Annotated in this window: 23 protein-coding genes; 11 read left to right on the top strand and 12 right to left on the bottom strand. The window is 64.0% G+C overall.

The genetic code is table 11. The features are described from left to right. Window positions 1–32: 32 nt before the first annotated feature. From DEM27_RS12355 to DEM27_RS12340, 4 genes are read right to left on the bottom strand one after another with little or no spacing between them, the layout of a single operon-like run. On the bottom strand, window positions 33–467 hold the full coding sequence (locus DEM27_RS12355; protein ID WP_109458532.1) for a DUF4440 domain-containing protein: 435 nt from the start codon (window positions 465–467) through the stop codon (window positions 33–35). Next, window positions 467–1,522: an aldo/keto reductase gene (locus DEM27_RS12350; protein ID WP_109458531.1), complete on the bottom strand. Its 1,056-nt coding sequence runs from the start codon at window positions 1,520–1,522 to the stop codon at window positions 467–469. The genes DEM27_RS12355 and DEM27_RS12350 overlap by 1 nt, the downstream gene beginning before the upstream one ends. A 3-nt stretch (window positions 1,523–1,525) precedes the next feature. Then, window positions 1,526–1,876, bottom strand: coding sequence for a TIGR04076 family protein (locus tag DEM27_RS12345; RefSeq protein WP_109458530.1), 351 nt, complete (start codon window positions 1,874–1,876; stop codon window positions 1,526–1,528). Window positions 1,877–1,898: 22 nt separating this feature from the next. Further along, window positions 1,899–2,681: a GntR family transcriptional regulator gene (locus tag DEM27_RS12340; protein WP_109458529.1), complete on the bottom strand. Its 783-nt coding sequence runs from the start codon at window positions 2,679–2,681 to the stop codon at window positions 1,899–1,901. 108 nt (window positions 2,682–2,789) lie between these two features. Between DEM27_RS12340 and DEM27_RS12335 the strand changes: the two genes are divergently transcribed. From DEM27_RS12335 to DEM27_RS12300, 8 genes are all read left to right on the top strand, one after another. Then, window positions 2,790–3,611 (top strand): ABC transporter ATP-binding protein, encoded by an 822-nt coding sequence (locus DEM27_RS12335; protein WP_109458528.1) that lies wholly within the window; start codon window positions 2,790–2,792, stop codon window positions 3,609–3,611. Beyond that, window positions 3,608–4,372, top strand: coding sequence for an ABC transporter ATP-binding protein (locus DEM27_RS12330; protein ID WP_109458527.1), 765 nt, complete (start codon window positions 3,608–3,610; stop codon window positions 4,370–4,372). The genes DEM27_RS12335 and DEM27_RS12330 overlap by 4 nt, the downstream gene beginning before the upstream one ends. Beyond that, a complete protein-coding gene (locus DEM27_RS12325; protein ID WP_109458526.1) occupies window positions 4,369–5,277 on the top strand; it encodes a branched-chain amino acid ABC transporter permease in 909 nt (302 codons plus the stop codon). The genes DEM27_RS12330 and DEM27_RS12325 overlap by 4 nt, the downstream gene beginning before the upstream one ends. Next, a complete protein-coding gene (locus DEM27_RS12320) occupies window positions 5,277–6,278 on the top strand; it encodes a branched-chain amino acid ABC transporter permease (protein WP_109458525.1) in 1,002 nt (333 codons plus the stop codon). The genes DEM27_RS12325 and DEM27_RS12320 overlap by 1 nt, the downstream gene beginning before the upstream one ends. A gap of 26 nt (window positions 6,279–6,304) precedes the next feature. Next, entirely contained in the window at window positions 6,305–7,792 is a 1,488-nt protein-coding gene (locus DEM27_RS12315) for an aldo/keto reductase (RefSeq protein WP_109458524.1), read from the top strand. Window positions 7,793–7,972: 180 nt separating this feature from the next. After that, complete coding sequence (locus DEM27_RS12310) at window positions 7,973–9,181, top strand: pyridoxal phosphate-dependent aminotransferase (protein ID WP_109458523.1); 1,209 nt, start codon at window positions 7,973–7,975, stop codon at window positions 9,179–9,181. A gap of 82 nt (window positions 9,182–9,263) precedes the next feature. Then, entirely contained in the window at window positions 9,264–10,061 is a 798-nt protein-coding gene (locus tag DEM27_RS12305; protein WP_109458522.1) for an ABC transporter substrate-binding protein, read from the top strand. 194 nt (window positions 10,062–10,255) lie between these two features. Then, window positions 10,256–10,930, top strand: a complete 675-nt coding sequence (locus DEM27_RS12300; protein WP_109458521.1) for an amino acid ABC transporter permease — start codon at window positions 10,256–10,258, stop codon at window positions 10,928–10,930. 12 nt (window positions 10,931–10,942) lie between these two features. Here DEM27_RS12300 and DEM27_RS12295 read toward each other — a convergent pair whose 3' ends face one another. The 4 genes from DEM27_RS12295 to DEM27_RS12280 form a co-directional block, all read right to left on the bottom strand. Next, a complete protein-coding gene (locus tag DEM27_RS12295) occupies window positions 10,943–11,455 on the bottom strand; it encodes a MarR family winged helix-turn-helix transcriptional regulator (RefSeq protein WP_245445803.1) in 513 nt (170 codons plus the stop codon). Window positions 11,456–11,706: 251 nt separating this feature from the next. After that, window positions 11,707–12,840, bottom strand: a complete 1,134-nt coding sequence (gene dnaJ / locus DEM27_RS12290) for a molecular chaperone DnaJ (protein ID WP_109458520.1) — start codon at window positions 12,838–12,840, stop codon at window positions 11,707–11,709. Window positions 12,841–12,919: 79 nt separating this feature from the next. Then, window positions 12,920–14,833: a molecular chaperone DnaK gene (dnaK, locus tag DEM27_RS12285; protein WP_109458519.1), complete on the bottom strand. Its 1,914-nt coding sequence runs from the start codon at window positions 14,831–14,833 to the stop codon at window positions 12,920–12,922. Window positions 14,834–15,109: 276 nt separating this feature from the next. After that, entirely contained in the window at window positions 15,110–17,416 is a 2,307-nt protein-coding gene (locus DEM27_RS12280; RefSeq protein WP_109458518.1) for a transglycosylase domain-containing protein, read from the bottom strand. 294 nt (window positions 17,417–17,710) lie between these two features. Between DEM27_RS12280 and DEM27_RS12275 the strand changes: the two genes are divergently transcribed. The 3 genes from DEM27_RS12275 (at window position 17,711) to DEM27_RS12265 (ending at window position 19,750) form a co-directional block, all read left to right on the top strand. Next, entirely contained in the window at window positions 17,711–17,887 is a 177-nt protein-coding gene (locus tag DEM27_RS12275) for a hypothetical protein (protein WP_245445801.1), read from the top strand. Between the two features lie 98 nt (window positions 17,888–17,985). Further along, window positions 17,986–18,612 carry a hypothetical protein gene (locus tag DEM27_RS12270; protein ID WP_109458516.1) on the top strand — a complete coding sequence of 209 codons (627 nt, stop codon included), beginning with the start codon at window positions 17,986–17,988 and terminating at the stop codon, window positions 18,610–18,612. Window positions 18,613–18,688: 76 nt separating this feature from the next. Continuing rightward, complete coding sequence (locus DEM27_RS12265; RefSeq protein ID WP_109458515.1) at window positions 18,689–19,750, top strand: M14 family metallopeptidase; 1,062 nt, start codon at window positions 18,689–18,691, stop codon at window positions 19,748–19,750. Window positions 19,751–19,860: 110 nt separating this feature from the next. Here the strand turns inward: DEM27_RS12265 and DEM27_RS12260 are convergent, their stop codons facing one another. The 4 genes from DEM27_RS12260 to DEM27_RS12245 all read right to left on the bottom strand — a co-directional run bounded on the left by DEM27_RS12260 (window position 19,861) and on the right by DEM27_RS12245 (window position 23,937). Continuing rightward, complete coding sequence (locus DEM27_RS12260; protein WP_109458514.1) at window positions 19,861–20,790, bottom strand: UDP-glucose 4-epimerase family protein; 930 nt, start codon at window positions 20,788–20,790, stop codon at window positions 19,861–19,863. Continuing rightward, on the bottom strand, window positions 20,787–21,911 hold the full coding sequence (locus DEM27_RS12255) for a glycosyltransferase family 4 protein (protein ID WP_109458513.1): 1,125 nt from the start codon (window positions 21,909–21,911) through the stop codon (window positions 20,787–20,789). The genes DEM27_RS12260 and DEM27_RS12255 overlap by 4 nt, the downstream gene beginning before the upstream one ends. 70 nt (window positions 21,912–21,981) lie before the next feature. After that, window positions 21,982–22,860: an aromatic amino acid exporter YddG gene (gene yddG / locus DEM27_RS12250; RefSeq protein ID WP_109458512.1), complete on the bottom strand. Its 879-nt coding sequence runs from the start codon at window positions 22,858–22,860 to the stop codon at window positions 21,982–21,984. A 327-nt stretch (window positions 22,861–23,187) separates the two neighbouring features. Next, window positions 23,188–23,937 carry a helix-turn-helix transcriptional regulator gene (locus tag DEM27_RS12245; protein WP_109458511.1) on the bottom strand — a complete coding sequence of 250 codons (750 nt, stop codon included), beginning with the start codon at window positions 23,935–23,937 and terminating at the stop codon, window positions 23,188–23,190. Window positions 23,938–24,058 lie beyond the last annotated feature (121 nt).

Below are 24,058 nucleotides of genomic sequence, written 5' to 3'. Positions count from 1 at the left end.
CCCCTTGTTTTAACACTCTGGATTTCGAACGATTAAACAGCCTGTGATGCATTCGGCGCCTGCAGCCAGGTTTCATGCAGATGCCGCCATTCGATACCGAGCGGCGCCGATGAATTTTTGGAAAGAAGCACGCTGGAGCGGCGGCGGCTCCATTGGCCGTTGCGCCACTGCACCTCGACGTAGCAGGCGAGGATACTGTTTTGATCTTCATAGGCCGACCAGACGTCCTCGATCGTGATCGAGAAATCGCCGGCCACCTTGCCGCGCGCCGAACGCACGTGCTCGACGACGGCGGCGCGATCGAGGATGACGCCTTCGGGCGGAATCATCGTCATGTCGGCCGCCATGGCCTTTTCGAAGCGGGAGAAATCGGGCGCCGGTGAGCCGTCATCGACGAACCAGCGGACGAAGAATTCGTGCAGTTCGACGATTTCCTGTCGGGCAATATCGAGAAGGGTCGATGTCATCAGTGCCGTCCCGCATTGAGGTTGTAATGCATTATCGAGCCGTGGCGGCCGTGGCGGTCGCGCTCCAGCGTGTAGATGTCGCCGTCCGGGCCGCTGCGGCGCGAAAGCACGGCGGCGATCGCGGCGCGGTCGGTTTCCGTCAGGGCGATGTCCATGATCTTCGCATTGGCGAGCGCATGCGCCTGGTTGCGCGCACCGACGATGACGGCGCCGACCACCGGCTGCTCCAGCATATAGGCACTGGCGATGGTGGCGATGTCGGCGCCATGGCGATCACCGACCGATTTCAGCGTGCGCAAAAGGTCCTGGAACAGGTCCCAGCCACCAAAATCGTCGATGATCAGCTTGTATTTCACCAGCGAGCGGTTTTCGAGCGGCATCTCCGGCTCGGGTACGCTGAGCCAACGGTCGCTCAAGAAACCGCCGGCGACGGAGCCGTAACAGAGCAGGGTGATGCCGTTTGCGGCGGCGAGGTCGGCAAAGCCGTGTTCGGGCCGGTTGTCGAGCACGGAATATTGCACCTGCATGCTGGCGAGCGGAATGCCGGCCTCCAGCACCTGTTTGACCCGCGGCATGTCAAAATTGGTGCCGCCGACGTTCTGGATCTTGCCTTCCTGGCGCAGCTCGTTCAGCCAGCCGAAGGCATCGAGATAACCGGCAAAGGCATAGTCCCACCAGTGAAACTGCACGAGGTTCAGCCGCTCGACCCGCAACCGTTTCAGCGATTGCTCGACGATGCCGGCGACATAGGCCTTGCTGATGCGCGGCAGCACGTCGAGGTCCGGCACCATCTTGGTGTGCACCTTCACCTTCGTCGCCGCATCGACGCCGCGCTTGTCGGCAAGCTTGACGCGGAAATCGCCGATCAGTTCCTCGACGCCGGTATAGATGTCGGCGCAGTCGAAGGTCGTCAGGCCGGCGTCATAAGCGGCGATCAGGTCGTCCACCGCCTGTGTGCGGTCGATCGGGCCATGGCCGCCGGCAAGCTGCCAGCCACCGCGAATGACGCGGGAAATCGTATAGCCGGGGCGGAGGTCGTAGGTCTTGGCAGTCATTTTTCACTCTTCCTTGGGCAGCGGCACGGCGGTGGTTTCGGCATGGCTGAAACGGCGCTTGCCGAGCCGCACGATTTTCAGGCGGCTGGCGCAGTTGGGGTCGGGGCAGGCGATTTCCGCATCGCTGGTCATCCAGTCGTTCTTATGGGTCATCCGCTGCTTGGCGGCGAGCAGCGGCAGCACCGCGGCCAGCGAATAGATGGAAAAGCCTTGGCCGGGCGGCAGGCTCAGCATCTCGCCGCGCAGCTCGAAATGGTCGCCCGGCCTGGCGCCGCAATAGATCGGCTTGCCCTCGGGCACCACTGCCTCGACACGCAGGTCGTAAAGCTCGAAACCGTCGTCCGTCGCCGTCATATCCGTTCCACCCTGTTCGTCGTCATGTCTTGCGCCTGTAGCGTCTCTTGGCCGGGGGCGCCGGTTCGCTGTCGGTCAGCGGCGTATCGCGCAAGAGGTCGAAGGCGCGGCTGATATCGGAGGCGAGCGCCCGCTTGGCGGCTTCCGCATCCCGCGCCTTCAGCGCCGCAAGGATTTCCCGGTGATAATGCAGCGCCGATATCTCGCTCTTCGGATCGAACTTCAGCACGGCGGCGCGCACATAGGGGCCCGATTGCAGCCACAGGCTCTCGATGATCGGAAACAAGACGTCGGAGCCGGAATGCTGGTAGATGCGGAAATGGAAACTCTTGTTGAGATCCAGTTCCTCCTCGATCGGATAGTCCGAGCGGTTCGCCAGCGCCTCGTCGTAATGGCCGATCAGCGGGTGCAGCGCCTCGATCTCTTCGTCGGTGATGCGATGGGTGGCAAGCTCCAGCGCCGCGCCCTCGATAACGATGCGCGCCTTCAGGAGATCGTCGAGCCGCTTCGGATCGATCACAGGCACGCGCACGGAGCGGTTTGGCAGCGCCTCCAGCGCCTGTTCGGATATGAGCCGGCTCAGGGCATCACGCACCGGCATGGTGCTGGTCTGCATCGACACGGCGATATCCTGGATGATCAGCACCTGGCCGGGGTCGAAAAGCCCGTAGATCAGCGCCTGGCGCAGTTGCTGGTAGACGCGGTCCTGCACCGTTTCGCGCACGACCGGCGTCAGCTTGTCGCGCAAAGGCGCGGGCTGCGGCGGCCCCCCTTTGATGTTCAGCACCCTTGAAAAATCCGCCATCTGCCTGCCCGGATCACTCTTGCCAGAGGGTTAAGTGCGCGTTACCGTATGATTTAAGATATGTGATCAGAAATTGAAGATCAAACTCTTTTTTCGGAGTTGCGCCGAATGCATGAGACAGGGGCAGCGCCGCCGGATGGCCGGCGCGAGCGCACGCAGGAAAGGCCGGTGCTTGCCGCGGACAACGTGGTGCAGCGTTTCGGCGGCATCGCTGCCGTCGACGGTGTGTCGCTGTCGATCGGTCGGGGCGAGATCGTCGGCCTGATCGGTCCGAACGGCGCCGGCAAGACGACGATGTTCAACCTGCTCGCCGGCGCCATGAGCCCAACCGCCGGCCGGGTGCTGATCGGGGGCGAGGCGGTGGAGGCAAGCCCGGCGCACCGGCGCATCACCCTCGGCCTCGGGCGCACCTTCCAGATCCCAAAACCCTTTCCCAACATGTCGCTGGTGGAAAACGTCATGCTCGGCCGCCAGAACCAGGCCGGCGAACGCATCCTGCCGAACTGGATCATGCCGGGCCGCGTCGCCCGCGAGGAAAAGGAAACCTACGACAAGGCGATGGCGCTGCTCGACTTCGTGACGCTGACGCATCTCGCCCGCCAGCCGGCCAAGGTGCTCTCGGGCGGCCAGCGCAAGCTTCTGGAACTCGCCCGCGTGCTGATGGCCGATCCGAGCATCATCCTGCTCGACGAACCGGCGGCCGGCGTCAATCCGAGCCTGCTGGAGGTGATCATCGACCGGATCGTCGAGATCAATCGCCGCGGCACGACGTTCCTGATCATCGAGCACAACATGGATATGATCGCCCGCCTCTGCAGCCATGTCTTCGTCATGGCGACGGGCAAGCTGCTCTGCGAGGGCACGCCCGAGGCGGTGGCGGCCGATCCCAGGGTGATCGAGGCCTATCTCGGCGGAGGGCACCTGTTATGAGCGCGCCGCAGGCTGAAAATCAGCCGATCCTCGCCGTCACCGACCTCGTTTCCGGCTACGATCCCGGCGTGCCGATCGTCCGCGGCGCCTCGATGACGGTGGCGCCGGGCGAGATCGTCGTCATCCTCGGCCCGAACGGCGCGGGCAAATCCACCTTCATCAAGTCGATTGCCGGCCTGGTGCCGAAACAGTCGGGTTCGGTCCGGCTGGAGGGCCGGGAGATCGCCGCACTGCCGGCGCACCGGCTGGTGCATGAAGGGCTTGCCTTCGTGCCGCAGACGGAAAACGTCTTCGGCCAGATGAGCGTCGAGGACAATCTGCGGCTGGCGGCCGGTATCCTGCCAAAGGCCGAACGCGCCCCGCAGCTCGACAAGATGTACGGCATGTTTGCCGATCTCGCCCGCCAGCGTCACCTTCTCGCCGGCCGGCTTTCCGGCGGCCAGCGCCAGATGGTGGCGGTCGCCCGGGCGCTGATGGTCTCGCCGCGCGTCGTCATGCTCGACGAACCTTCCGCCGGCCTGTCGCCAAAACTGGTGGAACAGGTCTTCGTCAATCTCGCCGGCATCCGCAAGGCGGGCGTCACCATCGTGCTGGTCGAGCAGAACGCCCGGGCGGCGCTGGCGATCGCCGACCGCGCCTATATCCTCGCCGAAGGTCGTAATGCCCATGAGGGCGGCGCCGCCGACCTCTGGAACGATCCGGCCATCGCCGCGCTCTATCTCGGCGGCGGCAAGCTGCGCGGCAGGGAGGTGCCGGCATGAACCTGCAATTCCTCGTCGACGGCCTGCTGACGGGCTCGATCATCGGTCTCGGCGCCATCGGCGTGACGCTGACCTATTCCATTCTGCGGTTTTCGAATTTCGCCCATGGCGAGTTCATCTCCTGGGGCGCTTATGCGACGCTGTTTACCTCCGGCATTCTCGGCTGGGCCATGGGCGGCGCGGTGCCGGCCATCGGCCCTTTTTCTTTCGGCTGGACGCTGCTGGTCGCCGCCGTTTTCGCCATGGCGCTGACCGGCCTTCTGGCGCTCGGCCTCGATTACGTGCTCTTCCGCCACCTGCGGCGGCGCGCCAATGCCATCACCGCTGTTATGGCGAGTTTCGGCGCTTCCATGGCGCTGCGCAGCCTGCTCGAATTTTTCTTCACCTCCAGCCCGACCTATTTCAGCAAGAAGCTGCAGATCGCCAAGCAACTCGGCCTCGGCATCCGCGCCACGCCCGACCAGATGGTGCTGATCGGGCTTACCGCCGCACTGGTGCTTTCCATCCACCTGCTGCTGACCCGCACGCAGACCGGCCGTTCCATGCGGGCGGTCAGCGAAAATCCGGATCTGGCGCGGGTGGCCGGCATCGATGTCGCCCGCATCGTCAACATCACCTGGATGATCGGCGGGGCGCTTGCCTGCGCCGCCGGCATCATGGTCGGCCTGCTCGTGCAGATCCGTCCGTACATGGGTTTCGACCTGCTTCTACCGCTGTTTGCCGCCGCCATCCTCGGTGGTATCGGCAGCGTGCCGGGTGCCTTGATCGGCGGGCTGATCGTCGGTCTTGCCGAAGCGGTGGCGGTGCAGACCGTTGGCGCCGAATGGCGCGCCGCTATTGCTTTCCTGCTGTTGATCGTCGTCCTCATCGTGCGGCCGTCCGGCCTGTTCGGAGTTAGATCCTGATGCTCGATCTCCTCAATCTTGGCCTGGCCGGTTACATCGCCTTTTTCCTGGCGACGGCGCTCAGCTATTCCATCCTCTGCCTCGGGCTCAACCTGCAATGGGGGCAGACCGGTCTTTTCAATGTCGGCGTTGCCGGTTTTGCCGCCGTCGGCGCCTACACCTCGGCGATCCTCACCACGCCGCCGAGCGACATGCATTTTGGTGGTTTCGGCCTGCCGATCGTCGTCGGCTGGGGCGGCGCCATGCTGGTCTCCGCCGCCGTGACCGGCTTCATCGGCCTGGCGACGCTCAGGCTGCGCTCCGATTACCTCGCCATCGCCACATTCGGCGTTGCCGTCACCATCCAGCTGGTGGCGCTGAATGCGCAATGGCTGACCGGTGGGCCCTTCGGCATCGGTTTCATCCCGCGGATGTTCGGGGGGCTGGCCGGCAATGCGCTGGCCTTCAATTTCGCCAACCTCGCCACCATCGCCGTCGTGGTGCTGGTGCTGTATCTGGCGCTGGAGCGGCTGGTGCGCAGCCCCTGGGGCCGTGTGCTGCGCGCCGTGCGCGAGGACGAGGAGGCGGCGACGTCGCTCGGCAAGAGCCCGGCCCGCTACCGGCTGCAGGCCTTCGTGCTCGGCGGCGCCATCATGGGGCTGGGTGGTGCGGTGCAGGCGCATTTCATCGGCTTCATCGCGCCGGAAAACTACCTGCCGACCCTGACCTTCCAGGTCTGGACCATGCTGATCATCGGCGGCTCCGGCAACAATCTCGGCGCCATCCTCGGTGGCGTGGTCATCTGGGCGCTCTGGGCGCTGTCGGGCAGCGCCATCCAGGCGATCTTCCCGCCGGAACAGCAGGCGCGCGCCGCGGCCTTGCAGATCACCGGCATCGGCGTTTTGCTGTCGGTCGCCCTCATCCTGCGGCCGCGCGGCCTGCTGGGTGAAAAGATCATCGTTTCCCGCCACATGGACCTTGCCGATACGCTCGCCCCGCCGGCGTCGGCCAAAGCCGAATGACTCCTTCTCTTTTCCGGAACAACGCCATGACCGTCCCGACTGCGCCCGACCGTTTCAAGCTTGCCCCTGATCTCCACATCTCCCGCATCGTCACCGGCCTCTGGCAGGTGGCGGACATGGAGCGCGATCGCCCTGACCTCGACCCAGAAGCCATGTCCTCCGTGCTGCTCGACTACGCCCGTGCCGGTTTCGACAGCTTCGACATGGCCGATCATTACGGCAGCGCCGAAATCATTGCCGGTCGCCTGCTGGCGCGTGTCGCCGCCGGCGAGGCGGCCGGCCCCAACCGCCCCGTCGCCTTCACCAAATGGTGCCCGGTTCCCGGCCCGATGCCGCTTTCCGTCGTGCGCGAAGGCGTCGAGCGCAGCCTGAAGCGGCTGAATGTCTCGCGCATCGACCTCATGCAGTTCCATTGGTGGACGTTCGAGCATCCCGCCTATCTCGATGCGATGAAAGGCCTGGCGGCGCTGAAGGAGGAGGGGCTGATCGGCCATATCGGCCTGACCAATTTCGACACCGCGCACCTGCGAGTGCTGGTCAAGCACGGCATTCCCGTCGTTTCCAACCAGGTCTGCTTCTCGCTGCTCGACCGGCGCGCCGCCGGCGAGATGAGCGATTTCTGCCTGGAAAACGGCATACGGCTTCTCGCCTACGGCACGCTGGCCGGCGGGCTGATGTCGGAGCGCTGGCTCGGCCGGCCGGAACCGGCCGAAGGCGACATCGCCGACTGGAGCAAGTCGAAATACAAGCGTTTTGTCGATGAGATCGGCGGCTGGCCGGCGCTGCAGGGCATCCTCTCCGCCCTCGACGTGGTAGCGAAGCGGCACGGCGTCTCGATCTCCAACGTCGCCACCCGCTGGGTGCTGCAGCATGAGGCGGTGGCCGCCACCATCATCGGCGCCCGGCTCGGCGAGCGCGAGCATCGCGGCGACAACCTCAAGCTTTTCTCGTTTGCGCTCGACGGCGAAGACCATGCGGTCATCGACAAGGCGCTCGCCGGCACGCGCATGCTGGCGGGCGATTGCGGCGACGAATATCGCCGCCCGCCCTTCCTCACCGCCTCGGGCGATTTGAGCCACCATCTCGACAGCGTGCCGAAATATTTCACCGCCACCTCGATGCCCGGCCGCCCGGAGCGTCTGCGCGTCGATTCCGGCAGCGTCTGGGAGCCGCTTGCCGGTTATAGCCGCGCCGTCCGCGTCAAGGACCGCGTGCTGGTCAGCGGCACGACGGCGACGAACGGCTCCGGCGAAGTGGTCTGCCCCGGCGATCCCGCCGGCCAGACCGTCTTCATCCTCGACAAGATCGCTGCCAGCCTGGCGGCGCTCGGCGCGCGGATGGAAGATGTGGTGCGCACCCGCGTCTTCCTCCGGCATGTCGATGACTGGGAGCCGGTGTCGCGCATTCATGGCCGCTATTTCGGCGAGATCCGGCCGGCCAACACCCTGCTTGCGGTCGGTGACCTGATCGGCGACTACCTCGTGGAGATCGATTGCGAAGCGATTGTCGATTGACGGTTGTGCCATTGCATCAGGGCCGCCAAGCGGCGGCCTTGACCTGGCAAAATTCTTTTTAAACTTAAAATTTCTCGCTTGAAATGCGCCGGGATTTGTTTCACCATTTCGCAATATAAGAGCCGTTTTTTCTGCCTTTGGCGGGAAGTGGGCAGAAAACATGTCAAGGGCAGCGTTTCGATGACCGTCAACCATGCTTCGTTCAGGCAGGGACACAATTCGGGCCCCTCCGCCCTTGCGGGCATCCGGCCGCAGATCCAGGACCTGCATACGGAAAACATCGCGCTGCTCGCCATGCGCGCCCGCGAACTCGGCAATGTCATTCCGCTGTGGTACGGCGAAGGCGACGTCGTGACGCCGAAATTCATCCGCGATGCGGCGACGGCGGCGCTGGACGAAGGCAAGACCTTCTACATTCCCAACATGCGCGGCCTCGATCCGCTCAATGTCGCGCTCAGCGAATACCAGACGGCGCTGCACGACTGTCCGATCGGCATCGAGCGCACCACGGTGGCGCCGGGCGGCATGCAGGCGCTCTATATCGCTCTGGAAATGCTGGTCGATGTCGGCACCAACGTCGTTTACGTCGCGCCGCAATGGCCGAACATCCACAACGCCATCCACCTGATCGGCGGCGAGCCGCGCCCGGTGGCGCTCGATTTCGACACGGATTTCCGCCTCGACCTCGACAAGCTGTTCGCCCGCTGCGACGCCCGCACCCGGGCGATCTTCCTGTCGACTCCCTCCAACCCGACGGGCTGGACGGCCAGCCGGGAGGAAATGCAGGCGCTTCTGGATTTCAGCCGCAAGACCGGCATCTGGATCATTTCCGACGAAGTCTATGGCCGGCTGTATTTCGATGGCCCGGTCGCGCCGTCGGTCCTGCAGATCGCCGGCGACGACGACCGGGTGATCTCGATCAATAGTTTTTCCAAAGCCTGGGCGATGACCGGCTGGCGCATCGGCTGGCTGACGCATCCGACCGGGGTGGCTTCGCATCTGGGCGCCATGACGCAATATATCAACAGCGGCACCTCGGGCATGGTCCAGGCCGGCGCCGTGGCGGCGATCCGCCAGGGCGAACCGCTGGTCGCCGAGATCCGCGATCGGGCCAGGACCGGTCTCGACCTTGCCTACAACCGGCTGAAGTTCATTCCGGGCATGATCCTGCCGGACAAGCCGAAGGGTGGCATGTACGCCTTTTTCGCACTGGAGGGCGAGCCGGATTCTCGGGCCGCCTGCGCCCGGATTCTGGAGGCCGCCCGTGTCGGCCTGGCGCCCGGCTATCTTTTCGGCGAATCGTCCAAGGCCTTCCTGCGGATGTGCGTTTTCCGTGATAAGGATCAGATTGCAACGGCGCTCGATCGTATGGTCGAAGCTTTGGCATAAGGGGAATTGTCGGCCGGCTCGGCCGGCAGGCAAGTGAAGAACAATCAAGTGAACAATGGCTCAACGCCAGAGGGAGAACGAAATGAGTTTTACGCGCCGTCATCTCATGGGCATCATGGCCGCCGTCGGCCTGATGACCGCCACCGCGCATACCGCCGCTGCCGAAGCGCTTGTGATCGGCTCCTATCCGAGCAACCCGCCGTTCGAATACAAGACCGAGAGCGGCACCTTCGAGGGTTTTGAAGTCGATATCGCCACCGAAGTCGCCAAGCGTCTCGGCATGACCACCGAAATCTCCGACCTCGGCTTCCAGGCGCTGTTTGCGGCCACCAGTTCGAAGCGCATCGACGTTGCGATCTCCTCGATCACCATCACCAAGGAACGCCTCGGCAGCCAGTCCTTCACGCAGCCCTATTACGATGCCGACATGGGCATCGCTTCCAAGAAGGATGCAAGCTTTGCGGCGGAAGCCGATCTCAAGGGCAAGATCGTCGGCGTTCTCTCCGGTTCCACCGGCGACAAATGGTCTAAGGATAACCAGGAAAAGCTCGGCATCACCGAAATCAAGGGCTACAACGCCCAGCAGGACCTGCTGATGGATCTGACCGCCGGCCGCGTCGATGCCGCCGTCAGCGACATCCCGGGCATGGAATACGCCTTCCTGAAGATGAAGGACCTGACCGTCAAGGTGCGCATCAAGACCGGCGAACAGTACGGCCTGATGATGACCAAGGACCATCCGCTGCTCGAAAAGGCCAATGCCGCCATCACAGAGATGAAGAAGGACGGCACGCTGGCCGCCATTCACAAGAAGTGGTTCGGCACAGAACCGCCGGCGGATTCGGCAACCGTTACCGAGCTGCCGATCCCGACGCCCTGATCGCCTCGATTATTCGAACATGCTGGAAAACCCGCGCCAGGTGGCAACACCGGCGCGGGTATTGCCTGTGATCCGCAGCATTCCGCTTGTCCCTGAAGCGAAAATGCTCCGGCCCTCCGTTTTCATGCATCTCCGGACGCCGAAGCGCTGCGCGCCTTCAACTGGAGCTGTCCCGCAAGCCGCTTGGAACGCCGATGACGCTGGTCGAAACCTTCTTTAACTACGACGTGCTGGCCGCCAGCTTTCCGGCCCTGATGCGCGGCCTGCTGACCACCTTCCTGCTCGGTATCGCCGGCATCGTTTTCGGGGTGACGGCCGGCCTGTTCATCAGCCTCGTGCGCCTCTATGCGCCAAAACCCTTCCGGCTGCTGGCGGTGTTCTACATCGACATCTTTCGCGCCGCGCCGGTTCTGGTGGTGCTGATCCTGATCTATTACGCCCTGCCATTCCTCGGCCTGCGCTTCTCGTCCTGGACGTCCGCGGCGCTGGCGCTGTCGATCGTCATGGCGGCCTATTCGGCGGAAGTGTTCCGCTCCGGCATCCAGAGCGTACCGGCGGGCCAGTTCGAGGCCGCCGCGGCACTCGGCCTGCCGTTCATCGTCACCCTGCGGCTTGTCGTGTTGCCGCAGGCGATGCGCATCGTCATCCCGCCGACCACCAGCAACTGCGTGTCGATGTTCAAGGACACCGCGCTTGCTTCGACAGTCGCCCTGCCGGAACTGCTGAAGGAGGCAACGGATGCACAGGCATTGCATGCCAATCCTTCGCCGCTGATCGGCGCAGCGATCATCTACATCATCTGCCTGTGGCCGATGGTGCGTTTCGTCAGCCTGCTCGAAAAGCGGTTCCAGAAAGAAAAGGTGCGCTGAGCGCTTGTGCCTTCAGTCGAAGGCGCCGGCGGAGAGGTGGTTGTTGGCCGACGTCTTGACGACGCCGATCTGCGTCAGGAGCGTCCCCACCATATCCGGGTCGACATCGGCCATGATATCGCGCAGCCAGCCCTCATGCGCCTTGGCCATGGAGCTGAAATAGTCTTCGCCGCGCTTGGTGAGTTTGGCCACCGTCACGCGCCGGTCGCCGTCAGGCGTTTCGCGCAGCACCAAGCCGTCAGCCTCCAGCCGCTCGACCAGGCCGGTGATGTTGCCGTTGGTCACCATGGTGCGCTTGGAGAGTTCGCCGAGCCGGAGACCGTCGCGCTCGCGGTAAAGCTGTGCCAGGAGGTCGAACTGCGGCAGGGTGGCGCCGAATTCCGAACGCAGCCGGCGGCGGATTTCCTGGGATATCAGCTTGGTGGTCGACAGCATGCGTAACCACAAGCGCAATTCCGGCTTGCCGCCGCCATGGACGCCATGGGCGATGATTTCCAGATCGATCGTTTCGCTGTCCGCTTCCATCGTCTCGACGCCCGTGTCCGTTTGTTCACATCTAGCCGTAACAGATGATCTAGGGACCAATATTTGAAATGTCAAATGATTAGCCTTGTCCGCGTTTGAAGCTGCGTAGACAGTTATACAATCGATTTAACTGAAGAGAAAACCGCCAAAATCCGGGAGAGTGTTTCCCATCGTCCGCTTGTGTGACGATTCCGGCAAGCAAAAGGCCGACGATCTTCCGCCGGCCTCTTCAAAATGACGCAGTATGGGCGTCAATCACTCAGAGTGTCGAAAAAATCCTTCATCCTCGAGAAGAAACCGGTCGATTCCGGATTGTTTTCCTTCGAGGAGATCTGTTCGAATTCCTGCAGCAGTTCGCGCTGGCGCTTGGTGAGCTTCTGCGGCGTTTCGATCTGGATCTGGATGTAGAGGTCGCCCACCTGGTTGGAGCGCAGCACCGGCATGCCCTTGCCCTTGAGGCGGAACTGTTTGCCCTGCTGCGTGCCCTCAGGCACGGACACGCGCGACTTGGTGCCGTCGAGCGTGGCGCAGTCGAACTTGCCGCCCAGCGCCGCCGTCGTCATCGAGATCGGCACGGTGCAGTAGAGGTCGGCGCCGTCGCGCTGGAAGAATTCATGCGGCTTGACGGAGAGGAAGATGTAGAGGTCGCCCGCCGGGCCGCCGCGCACGCCGGCCTCGCCTTCGCCCTGCAGGCGGATGCGGGTGCCGTCCTCGATGCCGGCCGGAATGTTGACGGACAGCGAACGCTCCTCGGTGACGCGGCCGTGGCCATGGCACTTGGTGCAGGGATCGCTGATCGTCTGGCCGCGCCCGCCGCATGTCGGACAGGTGCGTTCGATCGAGAAGAAGCCTTGCGCGGCGCGCACGCGGCCGGAGCCCTGGCAGGTGGCGCAGGTCTTCGGGCTGGTGCCGGGCTTGGCGCCGGTGCCGGTGCAGAGGTCGCAGGTGATCGAGGTCGGCACGCGGATCTGCGCCGTCTTGCCGGAGAAGGATTCCTCCAGCGAAATTTCCATGTTGTAGCGCAGGTCGGCGCCGCGTTCGCGACCGCCGGAGGAGCGGCGCTGGCGCCCGCCACCCATCATCTCGCCGAAAATGTCTTCGAAGATATCGGAGAAACCGCCGCCCCCGAAACCGGCTCCACCGCCGCCGCCCATGCCGCCCTCGAAGGCTGCGTGGCCGAAACGGTCGTAGGCGGCCCGCTTCTGCGGGTCCTTCAGCGTCTCGTATGCCTCATTGATTTCCTTGAACTTGCGCTCCGCCTCGGCACTGTCCGGGTTCTTGTCCGGATGATACTGCATTGCCAGCTTGCGGAAGGCGCTTTTCAGCTCCTTTTCATCCGCCGTCTTGGCGACGCCGAGCGTTTCGTAAAAATCAGCTTTAGCCATAAAGTTGGAGACCCCGGTCAATAGCGTTCCGGCTGCCGAGGCAGCCGGATTTCAGTGTCATATTAGACTTGGCTCAGCCTTACGCGGAGCGCTTGCGATCGTCGTCGTCGTTGACTTCTTCGTAGTCGGCATCGACGACGTTGTCATCACCGGTCGCGGACGCTTCGGCGCCACCTTCGGCCTGCTGGGCCTCGTAGATCGCCTGGCCGAGCTTCATGGAGACTTCCATGAGGGTCTGGGTCTTGGCCTTGATGTCCTCGGCATCCGGTTCGGAGGCTTCGGTGGCGGTCTTCAGGGCCTCGATCGCTGCGGTGATGGCGTTGCGGTCGGTTTCCGATACCTTGTCGCCAAAATCCTTCACCGACTTCTCGGTGGAGTGGATCAGGCTTTCGGCCTGGTTCTTGGCTTCGACGACTTCACGACGCTTCTTGTCTTCGGCCGCATGCGATTCCGCGTCCTTGACCATCTTTTCGATGTCGGCGTCGGAGAGACCACCCGATGCCTGGATGCGGATCTGCTGTTCCTTGCCGGTGCCCTTGTCCTTGGCCGAAACCTGGACGATGCCGTTGGCGTCGATGTCGAAGGTCACTTCGATCTGCGGGACGCCACGCGGCGACGGCGGCAGGCCGACAAGGTCGAACTGGCCGAGCAGCTTGTTGTCCTGCGCCATTTCGCGCTCGCCCTGCGAAACGCGGATGGTGACGGCCTGCTGGTTGTCTTCGGCGGTCGAGAAGGTCTGGCTCTTCTTCGTCGGGATCGTCGTGTTGCGATCGATCAGACGGGTGAAGACACCGCCCAGCGTTTCGATGCCGAGGGACAGCGGGGTGACGTCGAGCAGCAGGACGTCCTTGACGTCGCCCTGCAGGACGCCGGCCTGGATGGCGGCGCCCATGGCGACGACTTCATCCGGGTTGACACCCTTGTGCGGCTCCTTGCCGAACAGCTGCTTGACGACTTCCTGCACCTTCGGCATGCGGCTCATGCCGCCGACGAGAACCACTTCCTCGATTTCGCCGGCGGTGACACCTGCGTCCTTGAGGGCGGCCTTGCACGGTGCCACGGTGCGCTGGATCAGGTCGTCGACCAGGCTTTCGAACTTGGCGCGGGTCAGCTTCATCGTCAGGTGCTTCGGACCGGTCGCATCCGCCGTGATGAACGGCAGGTTGATTTCGGTCTGCTGCGACGAGGACAGCTCGATCTTGGCCTTTTCGGCAGCTTCCTTGAGGCGCTGCAGGGCCAGCTTGTCGCCCTTCAGGTCGATGCCCTGGTCCTTCTTGAATTCGCCGGCAAGATATTCGACGAGACGCATGTCGAAGTCTTCACCACCGAGGAAGGTATCGCCGTTGGTCGACTTCACTTCGAAGACGCCATCGCCGATTTCGAGGACCGAGATATCGAAGGTGCCGCCGCCCAGGTCGTAGACGGCGATGGTCTTGCCGTCCTTCTTGTCGAGGCCATAGGCGAGCGCCGCTGCGGTCGGTTCGTTTATGATGCGCAGGACGTCGAGACCGGCGATGCGGCCGGCATCCTTGGTGGCCTGGCGCTGGGCGTCGTTGAAATAGGCGGGAACGGTGATGACGGCCTTTTCGACCTTTTCACCGAGGTAGGATTCGGCGGTTTCCTTCATCTTCTGAAGGATCATGGCCGAGATCTGCGAGGGCGAATAACCCTTGCCGTTGGCTTCGACCCAGGCGTCGCCATTGTCGCCCTTGACGATATTGAACGGGACGAGCTTCTTGTCCTTCTCGACGGTCGGATCTTCGTAGCGGCGACCGATGAGGCGCTTGACGGCGAAGAGGGTGTTCGTCGGGTTGGTGACGGCCTGGCGCTTGGCCGGCTGGCCGACGAGGCGCTCGCCATCATCCGAAAATGCCACCATCGACGGCGTCGTGCGCGCGCCTTCGGCGTTTTCGATCACCTTGACGTCTTTGCCGTCCATGACGGAGACGCAGGAATTCGTGGTTCCGAGGTCGATACCAATAACTTTAGCCATATCATTCTCTCCTTGAAGCAAGCTGTCGGGACCCTTGTCAGGCATTCCATAAACAGCCCCTTACGGGATGGTCTGTTGGATTTCGCAAGCGTGTGCTGCGGCGATGCGGCGTATATAAGAAGGGCTTTTGACGACTGCAAGGCGGATGAGCGCCCGGAAGCGAGCAATTTGAGCCCTTTGCTACACAAAATCAGGGGGTATGGTCACGCGAATCGGCCACAGCGGACAAGCGCGCCGTTCGCACTGATATAAGTCATCCCCGGGCGGATGAAAACCTCATTGACCCATGAGCACGTCGAGCAGCGTCCGGCGCCGGTTTTGCGTCGAAATCACGGCATCTCCGCCCACCTCCGCCGGCGGCACGAGGTCCTGGTTCAGGGCGGCGTCGGCGCCTTCCTGCGGGAACTCCATCGGGATGCCTTCCTCCAGGTCGCCGGGCAGCCGGCGGGGGGTGGAGGCGGTCGCCTCGCCGCCGATGCCGTCCGCCGGCAGGTCGGGGAAATTGCCGTTGGTTTCGGGATCGGCGTTGGAAATGATGTCGCCGATCGTCGAGGGCAATTCTTCCGCCGGCTCGATGGTGCTCGGCGGGATCTCTTCGGCGGGCTGGCCGCTACCGAAGAGCGGCGCCGGCGACAGCCCTTCATGGGCGGCCTTCATGAAATCGTGCCAGGCAATCGCCGGCAGGCCGCCGCCGGTGACCTTCTTCATCGACTTGCCGTCGTCGTTGCCGAACCAGACGCCGGTGGTCAGGTTGCTGGTGTAGCCGACGAACAGCGCGTCGCGGAAGGATTGCGTCGTGCCGGATTTTCCCGCCACCTGCCAGCCGTCGAGCCGCGCCTTCTTGCCGGTGCCTTCGGTGATCACCCGCATCAGCATGGCGTTCATATTGATCACCACCGCCTCGCTCAGCACCCGCGGAGGGTTGTCGTAGGTGTTTTCGTAAAGCACCTTGCCGGAGGCGGTGGAGATGCGGCGGATGACATGGGCGGTCGCCTTGTAGCCGCCGTTCATGAACGGCGCATAGGCCGAGGTCAGCTCCAGCAGCGAGACTTCCGACGTGCCGAGCGCGATGGAGGCATTGGCCTGCAGCGAGGATTCGATGCCGAGACGGTGGGCGACCTTGGCGACCCGCGCCGGCCCGACTTCCATGACGAGCTGGGCGGCGATGGTGTTCAGCGAATTGGCGAGCGCCGAGGCGAGCGTTACCGGGCCGCGATATTTCAGGTCGTAATTTTCCGGCGTCCACTTGCCGATCCTGACCGGCGCATCGTTGCGGACCGAGCCGGGGGTGATGCCCATTTCGAGCGCTGCGGCATAAACGAAGGGCTTGAAGGCCGAGCCCGGCTGGCGCTTGGCGGTGACGGCGCGGTTGAACTGGCTTTCGGCATAGTCGCGGCCGCCGACGAGCGCGCGGACGGCACCGGTGCCGTCGATGGAAACGAGGGCGGCCTGCGAGGCGTTGAGTTTCTTGCCGTCGGCGTCGAGCGCCGTGGTCAATGCTTCCTCGGCCTTCTTTTCCAGGCCGATATCGATGGTCGTGTCGACGACCAGGTCTTCCTTGATGTCGCCGACCAGCGCCGGCAGCTGGTCCATCACCATGTCGGCGACATAATGTTCGGCGCCCGACCAGTAGCTTTTCGCCTGCGTCGGCGTCTGCGACATCGCTGTCTTGATCTCGGTGTCCGTGATGAAACCTTCCTCGCGCATCGCCCCCAGCACCAGCTGGGCACGCGCCTCGGCCGCTTCCGGATCGCGCGCCGGCGAAAGCCGCGACGGCGCCTTCAGCAGGCCAGCAAGCAGCGCCGCCTCGCCGAGGTTGACGTCACGGGCCGATTTGTTGAAGTAACGCCGCGAGGCCGCCTCGACGCCATAGGCGTTCGAGCCGAAGAATACGCGGTTGAGATACATCGCCAGGATCTGGTCCTTGGAATAGTTCTGCTCCAGCCAGAAGGCGAGCAGCACCTCCTGCACCTTGCGCTCCAGCGTACGCTCCTGCGACAGGAACATGTTCTTGGCCAGCTGCTGCGTCAGCGTCGAGCCGCCCTGCACCATGCGGCCGGTGGTGACGTTGGTCAGCATGGCGCGGGCAAGGCCGAGCGGATCGACGCCGAAATGCGAATAGAAGCGCCGGTCCTCGATGGCGATCACCGCCATCGGAATGTAGGGCGACATGTTTTCCAGCGACAGCGCCTCGCCGCCGGTGGAGCCGCGGTTGGCGATCGTCGTGCCGTCGACGGCGGTGATCTTGATGTTCGGCGGCCTGTCGGGAATCGACCAGGTGCTGGCGCTCGGCATGCGCGCGCCGTAATAGATGACGAGGCCGGCGACCGCGATGCCGCCCCAGATGCCGAGAACCAGGCACCAGTAGGTCACGAAACGCAGGAAGCCGGTGATGCCGCCGCCCCTGGCGCGGCGGGCCTTGCCGGCCTTCGGCGGCTTGGCTGCCTTCGCCGGTTTTGCGCCGCGTCCTGATCCGCTGCCGATGCGGTCTTCCGCTTCCATCCGTATCTCGCCGCCGCCGCGCGGGCGTTCCGCCTCGAAGGAAGGTTCAATGCGCTGACGTGATCTGTCGTTCCCTGCCATATGCCGACCGGCTGCGTCCCGTTCTGTTCGATGCGGTCAGCGTCCTGCATGCCGCCCAAAGCCTTGAAATGACCGAACGGCACATGCGTTGCGGCCGTTCTTTCCCCGGCAATGGCGATGAACTTTAAATGCGGCGATTTAAGGGGGCGTTAAAGGCTTTGTTGAGGAAACGTTAACGACCTCAATCCCTTGCGGCAAGATTTCACGCACTGCCGGCGCCCGATAATCCGCCGTTCCGGCCTCTTGACAGCTGCAAATTCCAATGAGAACATACAGTGAACAAAGGAGATCGTTATGACCCATGCGGAACAGGTGATCGAACGGACAATGGCGATGGTGGCCGAGTGCAGGGCGGCGCGGGAGCGCGAGATGGAAATGCGCCGCAAGCGGCTCGCCCGCATCGATCTTTCCATCAGGCCGAAATATGTTCTGAAGAACGGCGTACAGTTGCAGCTGAAGCTGAACGGCTGAACCGGCCACCCCAGGCGGCTTGCGCGCAAGAAACGGCGTGCAGGAATCGGGTGGCACCCGGTTTGCCCTTCCGGCATGGAACGCGGGCGGAGGATGGCATGAAAAAACCGGGATCGATGAAGGGGCTGGAGGAGTTCGGCCGGGTACGCCTTTCCCAAAATTTCTTCATGCGCGAATTCCTGCATTCGGAAATCGCCGATTTCTACAGGATCCCCAATATACCGGATGATCCGGATCTGGCGATCGCCGCCGGCACGAAGCTGTGCGAGGAACTGCTGGAACCATTGCAGCAGGCGTTCGGACGCATCCACATCCGCTCGGCCTACCGCAATGCCGCCGTCAACGGTTTCGGCAACAGGCACAATCTCAACTGCTCCTCCAACAAGGCCAGTTGCGCCGATCACATCTGGGACCGGCGCGACGCGCAGGGCTTCATGGGCGCCACGGCGACGATCGTCGTGCCCTGGGCCTGGGACCGGCGGCGCGAGGAGGGCGGCTGGCAGTCGCTTGCCTGGTGGATCCACGACCACCTGCCTTATGCGTCCTTGTGCTTCTTTCCAAAACTCTGGGCGGTCAACATCCAGTGGCACGAGATGCCGCGCCGCACGATCCGCAGTTTTGCCGCTCCGCGCGGCCTGCTGACCAAGCCGGGCATGGCCAATCATGAAGGCAGCCATGCGGACTTCTACCGCGGATTTCCACCTGGCCCCGAACCGAAAGGCTGAGCTTGCCTTCGCCCAGTCGAAGGAATAGGCGATAGTCAAAGAACAAGCCTGGATGCGGCGCGGAAGGGAAACGGCCATGGATATTTCCGAAATCACCATCGAAGGCGATACGCCCGGCATCGCCTGGCGCCTGCCGGTCTTCCATTTCAAGGGTGACGACAGCCGGGCGCCGACCGTCTATATCCAGGCGGCCCTGCATGCCGGCGAACTGCCGGGTACGGCGCTCGTGCATTTCCTCTGCGAGCGGCTGCGCCGCGCCGAAGCCGAGGGGGCGATTGCCGGTTCGCTGACCATCGTACCGCATGCCAATCCGATCGGCCTGGCACAATCGCATTTCGGCGAGTTGCAGGGGCGTTTCGACCTTGGCTCGCGGGCGAATTTCAACCGCGATTTCCCGCTGATCCCGCTGGAGAAACGCGATACGCTGCTGGCCGATCTCGGCCGATTTTCCGCCACCGACCGGCTGAAGCGCAAGCTGCTGCACATGGCGCTCGGCGCCGAGCTGGTGCTCGACCTGCATTGCGACGATGAATCGCTGCAATATGCCTATATCGACACCGTCTTCTGGCCGGAGGCGGCCGATCTGGCCTCGGCGCTGTCCATGGATGCCGTGCTGCTCTCGGATGGCGAAAGCTCCGCCTTCGAGGAAGCGGTGGGGTATGCCTGGAAACACGAAGGTGGTGGCGAACGAAGAACCAGCCTGCCCGGCCGGCTTTCGACCACGCTGGAACTGCGCGGCACGCGCGAGGTCTATCCCGAGATGGCGGCCGCCGATGCCGAGGGGCTTTTCCGGTTCCTCGTCGCCCGCGGCATCGTCAGGGCTGTGTCGGAACCGTTGCCTGCCTTTGCCAGGCCCGCCGCACCGCTGGACAATATCGAGATGATCCGCGCCCCGGAGGCAGGCACCGTGCTCTTCCACCGCGACATCGGCGACCGTGTCGAGGCCGGCGAACGGCTGGCGACCATCGTCACCCGTCCCGGCTTTCCGGAAGGCGCGATCGAGGTTTGGGCGCCGCAGGCCGGCCTGATCGTCACCCGCGTCTCCAGCCGCTTCGCCCGCCGCCGCGGCGACCTGATGAAGATTGCCTGCGATTTGCCGAGCAGCGCCAGCCGCAAGCCCGGCACGCTGGAGGATTGATCGGGGAGGATGCGGGCGCCGGTACTGTGGGTTATCGGAAACGGCGGGCATGCTTGCCGGGCTGTCGCCAACGGCAATGACAGGGCATAGTCGCTGCGATGCATCGCTTTCTATGCAGGCGGCTCCGACCCAAGGGTGGCACGCAATCCGTCTTGTAGCGAAGAGGGCGGTGTCCAGCCGAGAAGGCTGTGGATCTTGCCCGTATCCACCGTCAGCGAACCGAGCAGCCGCTCGGCCATCGCCCCGCGGCCCCAAAATTTCAGCGCGGCGGATATCCAGGATGGCGGGACAGAAAACTGGCGCGCCGGTTTTCCGGCAGCAGCGGCGATCTCCGTTACCAGCGCGCCGATCGACGGGCGTTCGGCATCGGCGACCAGAAACACCTGCCCGGCGGCGGCGGGTTGATCGAGAACGCGGATGATCGCATCCGTGAGATTGCCGACATAGACCAGCGACCGTTCGTTGCGAACGGCGCCGAAAGGCAGCGGCAGGCCGGTGGTGGACAGCCTGACGAGGCTGGCGAAATTCGCCTTCACCCCCGGGCCGTAGACCAGCGGCGGGCGCAGCACGGTCACCGCCATGCCGGTTTCGCCCGCCAGCGCCAGCAGGCCGTCTTCTGCTTCCCGCTTCGAGATGCCGTAACCATCCTCCGGCCGGGGCGGATCGCTTTCGCGGAACGGATGGCCGGGCAGCGTGCGCTCGCCATTGACCTTGACCGAGCTCAGGAACACGAACTGTCGCACGCCGGCCCGCGCCGCCTGTCGGGCGAGGTTGAGCGTGGCGTCGACGTTGACGGCCCGGTAGGCCGCGAGCGGATCGGTTGCGGTTTCGTTGAGCACATGGGTGCGGGCTGCAAGGTGGATGACGATTTCGGTTCCGGCGAGTGCGGCGCTCCAGTCGGTGTCGCCGGTCATGTCGCCGACGACGACGTGGCCGGTGCCCTGCCTGCGGCTTGCACCGCGATAGGCCATGCCGCGGCTGGCAAGGTCCCGCATCAGGGCCTGGCCGACAAAACCCGTGGCGCCGGTGACCAGGATCATTTCCGGCGTGTCCGCGACAGAAGTTCGCCGTAAAGCTCGGCGTAAGCGGCGCACATGCGGTCGATGGTGAACAGCGCCTCGTAGCGGGCCAGCGCCGCCTGGCCGAAAGCCGCGGCCTGGGCCGGATCGCCAGCAAGTTTCGTCATTGCTTCGGCAAGGGCGCCGGCATCGTCCGGCGCGGTGACGATGCCGGTCGTGCCATCGAGGTTGACGTAGCTGGTGCCGCTGCCGACCTCGCAGGTGATCATCGGTTTGGCGAACATCGATGCTTCCACCAGCGACAGGCCAAAAGCTTCCGAACGCAGATGCGAGGGAAAGACGGTGGCATAACTGAGCTCCAGCAGCGCGCTCTTGTCCTCGTCGTCGAGCGCGCCAAGGAAAAACACGTTGCCGGCGCCAAGCCTCTCCGCCTGCTGTTTCAGCTCCGCTTCCATCGGCCCGGCGCCGACGATGGCGACCGGCAGCCCGGTGCGTTTTGCGGCGTCGATCAGGATATGCAGACCCTTGTAGTAGCGCAGCACGCCGACGAAGAGGAAGAATGTCTCCGGCAGCTTCCGCCGCCACTCCGCCTTCTTCGCCTCGCTGGCCGGCGCACAGGAGGCGCGGTCGAGGCCGATCGGGATGACGGTGCACTTGTCCTTGAAATCGCTGAGGTCGAGGCTCGATTGCAGGTAGTTGGGGGAGGTCGGCACGATGCGGTCGACGCTGCCGAGAAACGCCCGCATCAGCGGACGATACAGCGTCAGCAGCCCCTTCTGCTTGACGATGTCGGAATGATAGGTGACCAGCGTCGGCTTGTTGAGCCGGCTGGCGAAATGCACCATGTCCATGAACGGCCAGGGGAAATGATAGTGGACGATATCCGCCTCCGCGGCGAGCGCTCGAAACCGTCCGAACGCCTCCAGCGAAAAACCGGTCGAGGCGACTTCGAGGTTGAGCTTCGCCTTGTGCGCCCAGTGCCCTTCGAACAGCACGGTGTTCAGGTCCGGCTCGCGGCTGAGCGACAGCACGTCCGTCTGCACGCCCAGCGGCGCCGTTCCCTTGGCGATGGCATGGATCGTGCGCTCGACGCCGCCGAACGTGTCGGGCCAGTAGGTCTTGAAGAAATGCAGGACGCGCATGCCGGGGCCTTCGGATCGGAGAAACGGGCCGGTGATACGACAGGCCGCCCGCCTTTCCAAGAAGAAAGCGTCAGCCGCGTTTGCCGCCGACGGTTGCCAGCACCGAACCGCCGATGACCAGCAGTGCCGCAAGCGCCAGCGTCAGCGTTGCCGGTGCAGCACCTGTCGCCACCAGCAGCGCGGTTGAAATCAGCGGTGCCAGGTAGGACAGCGCGCCGAGCAGCGGTAGGTGGCCATGCTTGGTGGCATGGTCCCAGGCGAGGAAGGCGAGGCCGACCGGCCCCAGCCCGAGGCAGAGAATGGCGATCCACTGGCCGGCATCCGGCGCCGTGCTGGTTTCGAACAGCAGGTGGCAGAGCCCGCCCGCCAGCGCCACCGCGCCGCAGATGCCGACGATCATGCCGCTCGGCGTGCCCTCGAAACGACGGTTGAGCACCGAATAACCCGACCAGACCAGGGCGCAGGCAAAAGCGGCGAGATAACCGCTGACGGCACCCGTAAAACCGCCCGCGCCGCCGTTGCGGGCGAGAATGATGATGCCGGTGCCGGCAAAACCGAGCAGGGCGCCGACGACATGGCGCGGTTTCAAGCCTTCGCCCGGCAGCAGGGCCGAAAACAACACGATGAACAGCGGCCAGAGATAAGCGACGAGGCTGGCTTCTGCGACCGGCGCCGTTTGCAATGCGTAAAAATACAAAGCGTGGTAGCCGAACAGGCCGAGAAAGGCGACGATCCACGGCTGCCAGGGCTGGCGCATCTCCGCTAGCGCCGCTCGGCCACGCACGGCGAGAAGAATGATGCCGGCGACGAAGGCGACGGCGAATGTCAGCGCCAGAAGTTCGAAAGGCGGCAGGCTGCCGGCATTGGCGGTGAGCAGGGCGAGGCAGGCCCAGAGGAGGATCGCCACGATGCCGATCGTCGTTGCTCTCGTGCGGTTCGCCGTCGTCATGTCGTTCCTTCTTTGGCGCTCAGGCCGTTGTTCGTTGTCGGTCCCGTTTCCCGCGGTCGCATGTGGCATCCCCTTCTCCCCGCTGGGGAGAAGGGGCAGGTCGCACCCGCTCATGCCGCCGTTTCGGCAGATGCCTAGAGGATTTCCTGTGAACAGGAGTTCACAGGAAATCCTCTATCCTTTTGTTTTTGCCGGATTATCCGACGCCGAAGCGATTCCGCTCCGGCTGGAAATGCTCTAACCGCTCACCAAAAAGCCGGATAGCCAAATCCTGCACGATTTTGTGCAAATCCTTCGCAACGCGATGAAAGGACGGCGTGCCTGGCTTCAATGCCCCTTGCGAAACCGCAACGGCGTGATGCCGCGCGACTGGCGCAGCCGGCGGGTGAGGGCACTCTGGTCCGGATGGCCGGTCAAAAGCGCAATGTCGGCGATCGGCAGTTCTGTATTCGCCAGCAGGTCGAGTGCTGCGTCGAGGCGCATCTCCATCAGCATCGCATGCGGCGTCGTGCCGTGATGCGTCCGGAACAGGCCGTGCAGCCGCGTCTCGCCCACACCGGCTTCGCGGGCGATGTCCGAGACACCGAGCGGGCGGTCGACATGGGCGCGCATGAAGGCGAGCGCGCGGTCGAGATACCGGGTGGAGCTTTCGGCCGAGGGTTTGGCCGGCTGCGACAAAGCCGAATACAGCAGGCTGCACCAATTGGTGCGCAGGCTGGCGCTCACCTCGCCGTCGCCGGCGGCAGCGGAAAGATGGTCGAGCAAAGCCTGCACGGCCGGCCGGATCTCGAAGAAGGCGGAGGCGGAATAGCGGGCGACGGCCGGTTCGTCGAGCGCCGGGCAGCGGGCATCGACGACGATGAAACCGTTGCGCCCGCCGGCGCGAAAGGCATGGCGGGTGCCGGCCGGAATGACCGCGCCGCGGCCGCTCGCCACGACACCGCCCTTGCCGCCGATCTCCAGCTCCAGCACGCCGAGCCGCGGCAGGACGATCTGGTGGAAGTTGTGGCAATGCAGCTCCGCCTCGCCGCCATAGCTGCGAAAGCTGAGATAGTCGTCGCTGGCCGAAACGTCCATGGTGATCCGCGCTGGCAGGAATGCGTCTGGTGGCCCTATATCATTGGCGGGCTTTTCGGCAAAAGCCAAAATCCTTGGCCGCGCGCATTCAGTTTTTCCCGGCCATGGCCTACATAGTCAG

Origin of the sequence: Rhizobium album, assembly GCF_003122325.1 — a bacterium.
Classification (GTDB): Bacteria; Pseudomonadota; Alphaproteobacteria; order Rhizobiales; family Rhizobiaceae; genus Metarhizobium; species Metarhizobium album.
The sequence above is the reverse complement of the archived record's forward strand: the minus strand, read 5'-3'. Positions and strand labels throughout refer to the sequence as shown.

Bases quoted from the DNA above. Each gene is read 5' to 3' on its own strand.
- DEM27_RS12355 (WP_109458532.1), bottom strand. From the start codon at position 467: ATGACATCGACCCTTCTCGATATTGCCCGACAGGAAATCGTCGAACTG.
- DEM27_RS12350 (WP_109458531.1), bottom strand. From the start codon at position 1,522: ATGACTGCCAAGACCTACGACCTCCGCCCCGGCTATACGATTTCCCGC.
- DEM27_RS12345 (WP_109458530.1), bottom strand. From the start codon at position 1,876: ATGACGGCGACGGACGACGGTTTCGAGCTTTACGACCTGCGTGTCGAG.
- DEM27_RS12340 (WP_109458529.1), bottom strand. From the start codon at position 2,681: ATGGCGGATTTTTCAAGGGTGCTGAACATCAAAGGGGGGCCGCCGCAG.
- DEM27_RS12335 (WP_109458528.1), top strand. From the start codon at position 2,790: ATGCATGAGACAGGGGCAGCGCCGCCGGATGGCCGGCGCGAGCGCACG.
- DEM27_RS12330 (WP_109458527.1), top strand. From the start codon at position 3,608: ATGAGCGCGCCGCAGGCTGAAAATCAGCCGATCCTCGCCGTCACCGAC.
- DEM27_RS12325 (WP_109458526.1), top strand. From the start codon at position 4,369: ATGAACCTGCAATTCCTCGTCGACGGCCTGCTGACGGGCTCGATCATC.
- DEM27_RS12320 (WP_109458525.1), top strand. From the start codon at position 5,277: ATGCTCGATCTCCTCAATCTTGGCCTGGCCGGTTACATCGCCTTTTTC.
- DEM27_RS12315 (WP_109458524.1), top strand. From the start codon at position 6,305: ATGACCGTCCCGACTGCGCCCGACCGTTTCAAGCTTGCCCCTGATCTC.
- DEM27_RS12310 (WP_109458523.1), top strand. From the start codon at position 7,973: ATGACCGTCAACCATGCTTCGTTCAGGCAGGGACACAATTCGGGCCCC.
- DEM27_RS12305 (WP_109458522.1), top strand. From the start codon at position 9,264: ATGAGTTTTACGCGCCGTCATCTCATGGGCATCATGGCCGCCGTCGGC.
- DEM27_RS12300 (WP_109458521.1), top strand. From the start codon at position 10,256: ATGACGCTGGTCGAAACCTTCTTTAACTACGACGTGCTGGCCGCCAGC.
- DEM27_RS12295 (WP_245445803.1), bottom strand. From the start codon at position 11,455: ATGGAAGCGGACAGCGAAACGATCGATCTGGAAATCATCGCCCATGGC.
- dnaJ (WP_109458520.1), bottom strand. From the start codon at position 12,840: ATGGCTAAAGCTGATTTTTACGAAACGCTCGGCGTCGCCAAGACGGCG.
- dnaK (WP_109458519.1), bottom strand. From the start codon at position 14,833: ATGGCTAAAGTTATTGGTATCGACCTCGGAACCACGAATTCCTGCGTC.
- DEM27_RS12280 (WP_109458518.1), bottom strand. From the start codon at position 17,416: ATGGCAGGGAACGACAGATCACGTCAGCGCATTGAACCTTCCTTCGAG.
- DEM27_RS12275 (WP_245445801.1), top strand. From the start codon at position 17,711: ATGACCCATGCGGAACAGGTGATCGAACGGACAATGGCGATGGTGGCC.
- DEM27_RS12270 (WP_109458516.1), top strand. From the start codon at position 17,986: ATGAAAAAACCGGGATCGATGAAGGGGCTGGAGGAGTTCGGCCGGGTA.
- DEM27_RS12265 (WP_109458515.1), top strand. From the start codon at position 18,689: ATGGATATTTCCGAAATCACCATCGAAGGCGATACGCCCGGCATCGCC.
- DEM27_RS12260 (WP_109458514.1), bottom strand. From the start codon at position 20,790: ATGATCCTGGTCACCGGCGCCACGGGTTTTGTCGGCCAGGCCCTGATG.
- DEM27_RS12255 (WP_109458513.1), bottom strand. From the start codon at position 21,911: ATGCGCGTCCTGCATTTCTTCAAGACCTACTGGCCCGACACGTTCGGC.
- yddG (WP_109458512.1), bottom strand. From the start codon at position 22,860: ATGACGACGGCGAACCGCACGAGAGCAACGACGATCGGCATCGTGGCG.
- DEM27_RS12245 (WP_109458511.1), bottom strand. From the start codon at position 23,937: ATGGACGTTTCGGCCAGCGACGACTATCTCAGCTTTCGCAGCTATGGC.